Annotated in this window: 1 protein-coding gene (running past one end of the window); it reads left to right on the forward strand. The window is 71.6% G+C overall.

The window, feature by feature from the left end:
- Window positions 1-12,611: the 3' portion of a tandem-95 repeat protein gene (locus tag OG2516_RS20645; RefSeq protein WP_040614957.1), read on the forward strand. The gene continues 19,852 nt to the left of window position 1, outside the view; only the last 12,611 of its 32,463 coding nucleotides appear in the window; the start codon falls outside the window, past its left edge; the stop codon is at window positions 12,609-12,611.
- Window positions 12,612-12,623 lie beyond the last annotated feature (12 nt).

Raw genomic sequence — 12,623 nt, forward strand, 5'->3', positions numbered from 1 at the left:
ACTGGAGCGTCGCCGACCTGATCGCGCGGGTGCCCTCGAACCTCGACGACAGGATCTTCGGCGACGATATCGGCGAGACCATCGTCGGCGGCCTCGGCGATGACCGCGTCTCGGGGCGCGGCGGCGACGACACCTACCTCTTCGCGCGCGGCGACGGGCGCGACATCCTGCGCGACGACGCCAACTCCCCCGCCGACGTGCTCGAGATCTCGGGCTACGCGGCGAGCGAGGTCCGCTTCGTGCGGCTCGGCAGCCAGGGCGTCGACCTGGCGATCCAGTTCGAGGGCACCGACGACCAGATCATCGTCGCGTCCGGCCTCAGCGAGGGCGCGGGCATCGAGACGATCATCCTCACCGACGACGCGACCACCTACAGCATCGCCGGGATCGCCGCGCTGCTGGTCGACGCGCAGGCCAGCGACGGCGACGACGAGGTCTACGGCACCGACGGCGACGACACCCTCGCCGGCGGCCCCGGCGACGACCTCCTCGCCGGCGGCGACGGCGACGACCTCTACCTCTACGCCCGGGGCGACGGCGACGACCGGATCGACGCGCTCGGGCGCGGCGCGAGCGTGGTGCGACTGGCGGACCATGACGTCGCCGACCTGCGCGGGGCGGTGCGGGCGGGGCCGGGGAGCGACGACCTCGCCGTCACCTTCGCCACCACCGGCGACCGGCTGGTGCTGGTCGACGCGCTCGGCGCGGCCAACGGCGCCCGCGGCAGCCTGACGCTGCAGTTCGCCGACGGCACGCTCTGGGACCGCGCCGCGATGCGGGCGCGCGCGCTCGAGGACATCCAGGGCGACGGCGCGGACAACGTCGAGGGCTTCGACGGCGACGACATCATCACGCTCTCCGCCGGCGACGACAGCGCCAGCGGCGGCGAGGGCAGCGACACCTACCGCTTCGCCGCCGGGGCGGGCGACGACCGCATCCGCGACGGCGGCACCAGCGGCACCGACCGGATCGAGCTGATCGGCCTCTCCGCCGCCGACACCAGCGTCAGCCGCCTGTTCCGGGGCAGCGAGACGGTGCTGCTCGAGTTCGCGGGGATCGACGACAGCCTGATGGTGCTCGACGCGCTCTCCGAGACCGGCGGCGGGGTCGAGCAGATCGTCTTCGGCGACGACGGCACCACCTGGACCCGCGACACGCTCCTGGCCCTGCTCGACAACGCCGCCCCGGTGGCCAACGACGACGGCTTCTTCGCCGTCACCACCGGCGAGGAGCTGGTGATCCAGCTGGGCGACATCCTCGGCAACGACTTCGACGCCGACGACGACCCGCTCCGGCTCGTCGAGGTCGACGCCACCCCCGACGGCACCGCCGCGATCGACGCCGACGGCAACGTCACCTTCACCTCCGCCACCGGCTTCACCGGCGCCACGGTGATCCGCTACCGCGTCACCGACGAGCGCAACGGCTTCGCCGAGGCCGCGATCAACGTCAACGTCCGCCCCGTCGCCGAGGCGCGCGACGACACCGGCTTCACGGTCGAGGAGGACGGCTTCCTGTCGATCCGCGTCGAGCGGCTGCTGTCGAACGACGTGGACGGCGACCGGATGATCGTCGGGCAGGTGTTCGACGCGGTCGGCGGCACGGTGTCGCTCTCGAGCGACGGCGACATCGGCTTCACTCCCGACGCCGACCACAACGGCCCGGCCTCCTTCGCCTACGCCGCCAACACGCTCGAGGGCGGGCGCGCCGAGGCGATGGTCTTCATCGACGTCACGCCGGTGAACGACGCCCCCGAGGCCCGCGACGACGGCGGCTTCAGCACCGACGAGGGCATCGCGCTCAGCCTCTCCCCGGCGCTGCTGACCGGCAACGACACCGACATCGACGGCGACGCGCTCGCGCTGGTCTCGGTGCAATCCTCCGCCGACCTCTTCGTCGAGGTCGACGGCGACGGCCGCGTCGTCGTCACCCCGCGCACCGACTTCTTCGGCACCGCGACCTTCGGCTACACCGTCGCCGACCCGGGCGGCGCGACCGACAGCGGGACTGTCACGGTCACCGTCAACGCCGTCAACAGCGCCCCCGACGCCCGCGACGACCGCTTCGAGCAGACCCAGGCGGGCGAGCCGATCCGCGAGGACAATCCGATCGTCCTCTCCCTCGCGCGGCTGACGGAGAACGACAGCGACGACGACGGCGACACGCTGACGCTGGTGTCGGTCTCCGCCGCGCTCGGCGGCTCGGCGCGGCTGCTCGACAACCAGACCGTCCTCTTCACCCCCACCCGCGACTTCAATGGCGAGGCTCGCTTCACCTACACGGTGGGCGACGGGCAGGGCGGGTTCGACAGCGCGACGGCGACGATCGTCTACGCGCCGGTCAACGACCACCCCGTGGCGCGCGACGACAGCTACACGAGCGAGCAGCTCCCGATCCTGCACGGGCAGCAGGACACGGTGATGGCGATCCCCGTCCTCGAGCTGCTCAAGAACGACTACGACGTCGAGGGCTTCGCCGTCACCTTCGAGACGGCGACCGGCGGGATCAACGGCGACGTCGCCGTCGACAACGGCACGATCTACTTCACCCCCGACCCGGGCTTCTTCGGCATCGCCAGCTTCGGCTACAGCGTCACCGACCCGGAGGGTGCGGTCGACGGGGCCGAGGTCACGATGTACTTCGAGGGCGTCGCCGACACGCCCCCGGTGGCGGTGCGCGACACGATCTACGTCCCCGAGGACATCCCGACCTCGATCTCCCTGGCCACGCTGCTGGCGAACGATCTCGACGCCGACGCGGAGGACGTCCTCCAGATCGACGCCTTCCGCCCGGCCACGGCGCAGGATGTGTTCAAATTCGGCGCCGACGCCGCCTTCAAGGTCAACGGCACCATCGAGAACGGCGCGCCCGGCGAGCTGCTCTTCACGCCCGACATCGACGCGACCGTCTCTTCGGGCTTCGTCTACCGGCTGACGGACAACGCCAACGGCACGTCCGAGGGGTACGTCGACATCGTCATCGTGCCCTCCAACGACGATCCCACCGTGATCGACGATCCGGGCTTCGTGACGCCCTTCGACATCCCGCTCGTGATCCGCGCGGCCGACCTGCTGTTCAACGATTTCGACATCGAGCAGGCCGACGTGGACGGCGACGGCGTCCGCGACCACGACCTCGACGACCCCGACCGGCCGCGCCCGACCTTCGTCGGCGTCGACGCGATCTACGACCCGCTGGAACTGGCGCGGGGCAATCGAGTGGAGGTCGGCAGCTTCGAGGTGGTCAGCTTCCGCGGCGAGGACTTCCTGATCGCGCGCTTCGCGCCGGGCTTCACCGGGCCGGTGACGATCCAGTACCGCATCGCCGACGAGGAAGGGCTCGAGGATGTCGGCTTCGCCTACGCCACCGTCTCCGACTATTACGGCGGCGAGCTGACCGGCAGCCCGCTGATCGACGTCATCGAGGGCAACGCGCTCTCCGAGACGATCCACGGCTACCGCGCCGACGACTGGGTGCGCGCGCTCGGGGGCGACGACACGATCCTCACCGACGCCGGCGACGACCTGATCGAGGCCGGTGCGGGCGACGACATTATCGACGCCGGCGACGGGGCCGACGACATCTTCGGCGGCGACGGCTTCGACACCGTCCGCTTCACCGGCTCCAACACCGGCGTGCGCGCCGACCTCGCCACGGTGATCGGGCAGGGCGGCTACGCCCAGGGCGACTTCTACGAGAGCGTCGAGGCGCTCGAGGGTTCCGCCTTCTCCGACACGCTCGGCGGCGACGCGGGCGACAACTGGCTGAGCGGCGTCGACGGCCACGACGAGCTGACCGGGCGCGCGGGCGACGACACGCTCCTGGGCGGCGCGGGCGACGACACGCTCGACGGCGGGGCCGGGGGCGACGCGCTCTTCGGCGGCGCGGGCGACGACACGGCGCGCTATGAGACAAGCGCGGCGGGCGTCGTCATTTCGCTGCTCGACGGCACCGCCACCGGCGGCGACGCGGCGGGCGACGTGCTGGTCGGCATCGAGAACCTGGTCGGCACCGACCACGCCGACAGCCTGACCGGCGACGACGGCGGCAACGCCCTGTTCGGCGGGCGCGGCGACGACGCGCTGACCGGGGGCGACGGCGACGACCTGCTCGCGGGCGGGCGCGGCGCCGACATCCTGAGCGGCGGCGCGGGGACCGACACCGCCGACTACACGCTCTCCCTCGGCGGCATCTCCATCGACCTCGCCGCCGGGACCGCCTCGGGCGGCGACGCCGAGGGCGACACGCTCTCGGGCATCGAGATCATCCAGGGCTCCTTCCACGACGACAGCCTGACCGGCGACGCCGCCGACAACACCTTCCGCGGCAGCCGTGGCGCCGACACGATGGCCGGCGGCGATGGCATCGACACCGCCGACTACGCCTTCGCCGACGAGGCCGTGGCGGTGAACCTCGCCACCGGGCAGGGCACGGCCGGCGAGGCGGCGGGCGACGTGCTGTCGGGCATCGAGCGGCTCGTCGGCTCGTTCCACGCCGACACCTTCGACGGCAGCGCGGGCGACGACATCTTCGACGGCCGGTTCGGCGACGACCTGCTGCGCGGCGCGGGCGGCTCCGACGACTACGTCTTCGGCCACGACAGCGGCGCCGACACAATTACCGAGATCGGCGCGGCGGACGACCTCGACCGGCTGGTCCTCACGGCCGGGCTCCTTCCCAAGGACGTCTCGGTGCTGCGCGCCGGCGACGACCTCTTGGTCGAGATCGAGCGCGACGACGGCTTCCTGATCGACACCGTCACCGTCACCGACCACTTCCTCGGCACCGGGACGGGGATCGAGCAGATCGTCTTCGCCGACGGCACGATCTGGTCGCGGGCGGACATCGACGACGCGCTGCGCATCGGCCGCTTCAACGCCGCCGACGACATCCAGCGCCTCGGCATCGAGGACGAGCCGCTCCTGATCGACCCCGCCGAACTGATGGCGAACGACGCCGAGGCGGGCGTCGAGGATCTCGATCTGGTCTCGGTGCAGGGCGCGGTGGCGGGCAGCGTCGAGATCACGCCGGCGGGCATGATCCGCTTCCTCGGCGCGCAGGATCACTTCGGCGACGCCTTCTTCGCCTACACCGTGCGCGATCCGCAGGGGCGGGAATCCACTGCTCGCGTCGAGGTCAACCTCGCGCCGGTCAACGACGCGCCCGTCGCCAACGACGATCCGCTCGTCTACGGCGTCGAGGACGAGCCGCTGCGCATCCGCATCGAGAACCTGCTGGCCAACGACTACGACGTCGACGGCGATGCTGAGCAGGAGGGCCTGCGCATCGTCTCGGCCACGCCGCTGCTCCGGACCGACGGCGGCGAGCTGCGCCCCTACAAGGACCCCGATTACGACGGCTCCGCCACCGACGCGACCTGGCGGCTGGACGGTGCCTATATCGAGCTGCTCTCGCGCCCCGACCATTTCGGCTTCGCCGGCTTCCGCTACGTGCTCGCCGACAACGACGGGGCCGAGGACACGGCCGATGTCGAGATCTACTTCGCGCCGGTCAACGACGCGCCGCGCATCCGCGACGGGCGCACCTGGGCGAAGCTCGAGGAGACGACCAACTTCACCGTCGATCAGCTGATGGCCAAGGTCTACGACATCGAGGGCGACGCCTTCTCCTTCGTCGGCCTCCATGTCGGGGCCGACGGCAACGCCTCCCACAACGGCGTCGAGACCTTCGACGCCGCCAGCGGCATCATCTCCTTCACCCCGTTCCAGCTCGGCGCGGCCTCCATCGCCTTCGACGTGATCGACGCGCGCGGGGCCGAGGCGACGCTCGAGTTCGCGATCCAGGTCCGCCCGCAGAACCTCGATCCGAACGCGCGCGACGACCGCGGCCTGCGGATGCTCGAGGACGAGGTGCTGGTCATCGACCCGGCGAGCCTCCTCGCCAACGACACCGACCCCGACGACGACCCGGTGCTCTTCGCCGGGCTCTATCCCTTCGCCGAGAACGGCAAGGTGCGGCTCAACGACGACGGGATGATCGAATTCGCCGTCATCTCCGACTACAACGGCACCGCGAGCTTCGAGTACAACGTCATTGACGGGCGCGGCGGCACCGACAGCGCCACCGCCTACATCACCGTCCTGCCCGACAACCACGCCCCCGAATTGCGCAACGACGTGATCTCGGCCCTGGAGGACGGGCCGCAATACGTCATCCCCGCCGAGGCCTTCGGCAACGACCGCGACTTCGACGGCGACGTGCTGTTCTTCGAGGATGCGCTGCTGCTGGGCGAGATCGTCGGTCGCTTCCTGTCGCCCGATTTCACCGTCGAGGCGAAGGCCGGCAACAACGGCCCGCTGCCCAACTGGCTCTTCTTCGACGCCGCGAGCTGGACTTTCTCGGGGACCATGCCGGCGGACCAGTCGGCCGACGTTGAGGTGGCCGTCTTCGTCACCGACCCGACCGCCGACGCCGTCCACGCCTTCCGCTTCACCTTCACTTCCGAGGATGCCGACGACCTCGCCGCCGGCCTGTCGGTCGAGGACGAGGTGATGGGCGGCTTCGTGCTGCGCGCGCCCTACGAGTGGCAGCTCGACGCCGACGCGGACGGTATCGCGGCCCTCGGGATCGCCGACGGCAGCTTCTCCGCCGCGCGCCTCGGCGGCCGGCCGCTTCCCGAGTGGCTCGACTTCGACGCCACGACCCGCCAGCTCTCGGCCAGCGGCTTCGAGGCCGACGGCGACCCGGTGCGCGTTCAGGTCGTCTTCACCCCCGACGCGCTCCCCGACCTGCCGGGGAACCGGTACCGCAGCACCGAGGGCGGCTTCACCCTCGAGTTCGTCATCGATCCGGCCGACCTCGCCGCCGAGCTCGCCGCGATCAACGCCGTGCTCGCCGGGGCGCCGGGGCAGGGGGCCGATGTCCTCGGCATCGACCTCACCGGCCACGGCGGCCTCAGCGCCGCGCGCGAGAGCCAGGCCCCGCTCGACAGCTGGCTCAGCTTCGACGCCGCCACCCTCGGCTTCTCCGGAATGCCGCCCTCGGCCTATGTCGGCGCTGTGCCGGTGCGCATCGACGTCGCGGCGGGCGGCGGGCTGCCGGCGATGTCGATCATCACCGAGGCCGTGGTGGACGAGACCTTCACCGTAGATCCCGAGGTCGCGGGGGTCAGCGTCTCCCACCAGTCCGAGCGCATCGACCTCGCCACGCCCGCCGACTACACCGGCGCCATCGCGCTGCACTACCTCGCCAACGACGGCAAGGCGGCAATCTCCGAGGCGCCCGCGAGCATCGTCGTCAACGTGCTCCCGACGCGCGAGCTGCCGGAGCCGGGCGAGGACCTGCAGACGCTGTTCGAAGGCGGCGAAGTCGCCTTCGCCATCGCCGACCTGCTCGCCAACGACCGCGACGACGACGGCGACGCCCTGCGCGTGCTCGCGCTCGGCACGCCCGCGAACGGCGCGCTGACGATCACGCTGACGGAGGTGGAGATCGCCCCGCCCGCCACGATCGCCCCGCTGCCCGGCGGCACGTGGTCGGCCACGCTCGCCGACGGCAGCCCGCTGCCCGATTGGATGGTCCTCGATTCCGCCAGCGGCACGATCACCGCCACCGTGCCGCTCGACGTGCTGGGCGACCACGAGATCGCCTTCACCAACAGCACCGACACCGACAGCCGGACCGGCAACGTCACCCAGCGCCTCGACGGCAACGCGGGCGCGACGGCGACCTACCGCCCCGATCCGGCCTTCGCCGGCACCGACACGCTCACCTACACCGTCACCGACGACGCCGAGGGCAGCGTCGAGGGGCAGATCGCGCTCGAGGTCGCCTCGCTGCTCGACCCGCCCGTCGCCGAGACCGACCGCTTCGACGTCGACGAGGATTCCCTCATCGTCCTCACCCCGGCGCAGCTCCTCGCCAACGACTACGACGTCGACGGCGATCCGATCCGCTTCCTCGGCGTGTCCGACCCGGTCAACGGCACCGTCACCTTCGACGGAGCCGAGATCACCTTCACCCCAACGCCCAACTTCGACGGCACCGCGAGCTTCACCTACAGCGTCACCGACGACACCCACGGCGACAGCACCGGCACCGTCCGCCTCGACGTCGTCTCCACCAACGTCGCCCCCGTTGCCGTCGCCGACCGCTTCGACACGGTCGAGGACACGCCGTTCGAGTTCACCGTTGACCAGCTCGTCGCCAACGACACCGACGCCGACGGCGACACGCTCTCGTTCCGCTCGCTGCAGGGCGAGGTCGCGGGGGGGCGCCTGCTCGAGCTGCCCGACGGGCGCTACCAGTTCGTGCCGGACGAGAACGTCAACGGCCCCGTCAGCTTCCGCTACACCGTCACCGACGGCCGCCGCAGCGATGTCGGCACCGTCACCTTCGACATCGCGGCCGTCAACGACGCGCCCATCGCCAACCCCGACGGCCATTTCCTCGGCGGGCAGGACACGCCCTTCGCCATCGACTTCGCCGACCTGCTGTTCAACGACCGCGACATCGAGGGCCACAGCTTCGAGATCGTCGAGGTGTTCGACGGCGACAACGGCACCGTGGTCCGCGACGGCGACACCGCCGTCTTCACCGGCCGCAAGGGCTACTTCGGCGACGGCGGCTTCCACTACCGCGTGACCGACTCCGAGGGCGCGACCGCCACCGGCTACGCCTCGGTGCTGGTGCTGCCGCTGTTCGACGTACCCGTCGCGGTGTCGGACGCGGGCTACGAGGTGCTCGAGGACGGCTTCATCGACATCGACCCCGTCGAGCTGATGGCCAACGACGACATCCCGCTCGGCTCCGAGGTCACCTTCCTCGGCCTCACCGGCCCCGGTGTAACGCTGCTCGACGACGGCCTCTACCGCGTCGCGCCCGAGGCCGACTTCTTCGGCACCCTCACCCTGCGCTACGCGCTCACCAACGAGACCGGCTTCGAGGTGCCCACCACGGTGAGCATCGAGGTCATCGGCACGCCCGACGCGCCCGTCGCCGTCGACGACGCGCTGACGCTGCTCGAGGACACGCCGCTCACCATCTTCACCACAGAGCTGACCTCCAACGACTACGACCCCGACCGCGACGGCATCGCGCTGACCCGCATCGTCGAGACCTCCGGCATCGAGGTCGAGCTTCTCGGCGACGGCCAGCTGCGCATCACGCCCGGCGAGGACGCCACGGGCACCGCCTTCTTCACCTACGAGCTGGAGGACTCCACCGGCCTCGGCGCGACCGCGCGGGTCGATGTCACCGTCGAGGGGCTCAACGACGCGCCGGTGATCGCCGACCTGCCGCCGCTGGCAGGCGTCGAGGACACCGCGATCGCCATCACCCTGCCGCCCGGCGCGATCACCGACCCCGACGGCGACGCCTTGGTCGTCGAGCTGCGCGGACCCGGCGGCACGCCGCTGCCCGGGTGGCTGACCTTCGACGCCGAGAGCCTGTCGCTCACCGGCACCCCGCCGGCCGACTTCCACGGCGCGGTGGCGCTCGAGCTGTCGGTGTCGGACGGCCTGGCCACGGTGCTGCGTCCGCTCACCCTCGACGTCGCCGCCGTCAACGACGCCCCGGTGATCGGCGCGCTCCCGGAGCTCACCTCCGACGAGGACACCGCCATCGCCCACACCATCCCCGCCGACGTCGCCACGGACGTTGACGGCGACAGTCTGACCCTGTCGCTCGAGGGGCTGCCGGAATGGCTCGCCTTCGACGGCACCGCCCTCACCGGCACCCCGCCGCAGCACTTCAACGGCGACCTCGCCCTGACCCTCGTCGTCGACGACGGCACCACCACCACCAGCGCCCCGCTCGCCCTCACGGTCTCCTCCGTCAACGACGCCCCCGTCATCGGCACCCTCCCGCCACTCGCGGGCACCGAAGACACGCCGCTGTCGATCACCTTCCCGGGCGACGCCGTGAGCGACCCCGACGGCGACCCCCTCCAGATCGAGATCACGGGCCTGCCCGGCTGGCTCGCCTTCGACGGCACCACCCTCACCGGCACCCCGCCCGCCGACGTCCATGGCGACATCGAGCTGACACTGGACGTCAGCGACGGCACCGAGACCGTCTCGAGAGACGCCACCCTCACCATCGCCCCGGTCAACGACGCCCCCGTATTCGGCGCCCTGCCGGACTTCTCGGGCACCGAGGACACCGCCCTCTCGATCGACCTTGCCGGCATCGCGACGGACGTGGACGGCGATGCGGTGACGCTGTCGGTCCTCGGCAGGCCTGACTGGCTCGGCTTCGGGAACGACACCCTGTCCGGCACCCCGGACGCCGACTTCAACGGCCCCATCGAGCTCACCCTGCAGGCGACCGACGGCACCGAGACCGTCTCGCGAGACGTCACCCTCACCATCGCCCCGGTCAACGACGCCCCCGTCTTCGGCGCCCTGCCGGACTTCTCGGGCACCGAGGACACCGCCCTCTCGATCGACCTCGCCAGCATCGCGACGGACGTGGACGGCGATGCCGTCGCGTTGGCGGTGCTGGGGCTGCCGGGGTGGCTCAGCTTCGACGGGAGCACCCTGTCGGGCACGCCGCCGCAGGACATGAACGGCGACGTGGCGCTGACGCTGCAGGCGTCGGACGGCACGGTGAGCGTCGAGCAGCCGGTGACGCTGACCATCGCGGCGGTCAACGACGCGCCGGTGGCGGGGGCCATCGCGGTGGGCACCGACGAGGACGCCGGGCCGATTACCGTGGACTTGCTGAGCGGGGCGCTCGACGTGGATAACGACGCGCTGAGCGTGAGCGGCGTTACCGTCAGCGCGCGCGACGCGCGCGACATCTCCGGCAGCGTCAGTGTCGCGGGGGCGGTCGTGACGCTCGATCCGGCGGCCTTCGACGATCTGGGGCAGGGCGAGGCGGTGGTGGTCGACGTCGCCTACACGCTCGGCGATGGCACGGCCTCCGTGCCCGCCAGCGCGACGATCACCGTGGGCGGGCGCAACGACGCCCCCGTCCTCACCGCGCCCGCCACCGCCGAGGTGCCCGAGAACACCGACGCCGTGGCGACGCTCACGGCGCGCGATGCGGACGGCGACGCGGTCGGCTACCGGATCAGCGGCGGCGCCGACGCGGCGCTGTTCGAGGTCGACGCGGCGGGCGCGCTCACCTTCGCCGCGGCGCCCGATTTCGAGGTGCCGCAGGACGCGGACGGCGACAACGTCTACGAGATCGAAGTCGCCGCCGAGGACGGCCGCGACGACGACCGAGCCACCATTCTCGTCACGGTCACCGACGTCGTCGAAGACGGTGGGCCGATCACGCTGACCGGCGGCGCCGGGCGCGACACGCTCGTCGGCGGCGACGAGCCGAACCTGCTCGAGGGCCTCGGCGGGCGCGACGCGCTCATCGGCAACGGCGGCGACGACAGCCTGTTCGGCGGGCGCGGCGACGACGACCTGTTCGGCGGTGCGGGGGACGACCTGCTCGACGGCGGCAGCGGCGGCGACGATCTCGAGGGCGGGGCGGGGGACGACACGTTCCTGATCCGGGGCTTCGAGGCGCTCAACGACGACTTCGACGGCGGCGACGGGCGCGACACGATCCGCGTCGCCGGCAGCGGGCTCGTGATGCTGGGCAAGTTCAGCCCCGACGATGTCGAGGTGCTCGACGGCAACGGGCAGGTGCTGCAGATGTCGTGGCTGAGCAACAAGCTCGACCTCTCGGGCTTCGAGAGCGTCGAGAACGTCGCCCGCATCCAGGGCTGGTTCGGCAACGACCGCATCACCGGCTCGCAGCAGGACGACGTGATCGACGGCGGCTTCGGCAAGGACCGCATCGCGGGCGAGGGCGGCGACGACCGGCTCTTCGGCGGCTGGAGCGACGATCGTCTCGAGGGCGGGGCGGGCGACGACACGCTCGACGGCGGGCGCGGGCGCGACCGGCTCGAGGGCGGGGCGGGCGACGACACGTTCCTGATCCGCGGCACCGAGGCGGCGCGCGAGCGCATCGACGGCGGCAGCGGCTTCGACGCCATCGAGGTGGTCGCGGGCAGCGGGCGCCTCACCCACGACCGGCTCGTGGTGGACGACGTGGAGCTGTTCGACGGCAACGGCGCCGAGGTCCGCGGCACGGCGCGGGGTGACAGGATCGACTTCTCCGGCTTCGACACGGTGCGCGAGGTGGCGGTCATCGACGGCTGGTTCGGCAACGACGACATCATCGGCTCGCGGCAGGGCGACAGCATCGAGGGCGGCTTCGGGCGCGACGAGCTGCGCGGCGAGGGCGGCGACGACCGGATCGACGGCGGCTGGAGCGACGACGAGCTGTTCGGCGGCGCGGGCGACGACGTGCTGATCGGCGGGTCGGGCAACGACGAGCTCTGGGGCGGCGCGGACGACGATACCTTCGTCTTCAACCGCCTCTACGACATCGGCCGCAGCGCCAGGCGCACCGACGAGATCGGCGATTTCGACCGGGCGGGCGACGACGTGCTCGACCTGCGCGGCCTCGGGCTGAGCTACATCGACGAGTTCGTCTTCAGCGGCACCCGCGCCGAGGTCCGCGTCAGCGACGAGAAGGGCGGCACGATGGTCGAGATCGACAGCGACGGCAACGGCCGGGCCGATCGTTACATCTGGCTCGACAAGGTGCGCATCGGGACGATGGATGCCGACGACTTCCTGCTCTGAGCCAGGCGCGCC

It is taken from the genome of Oceanicola granulosus HTCC2516, assembly GCF_000153305.1.
In the GTDB taxonomy this organism is placed as follows: Bacteria; Pseudomonadota; Alphaproteobacteria; order Rhodobacterales; family Rhodobacteraceae; genus Oceanicola; species Oceanicola granulosus.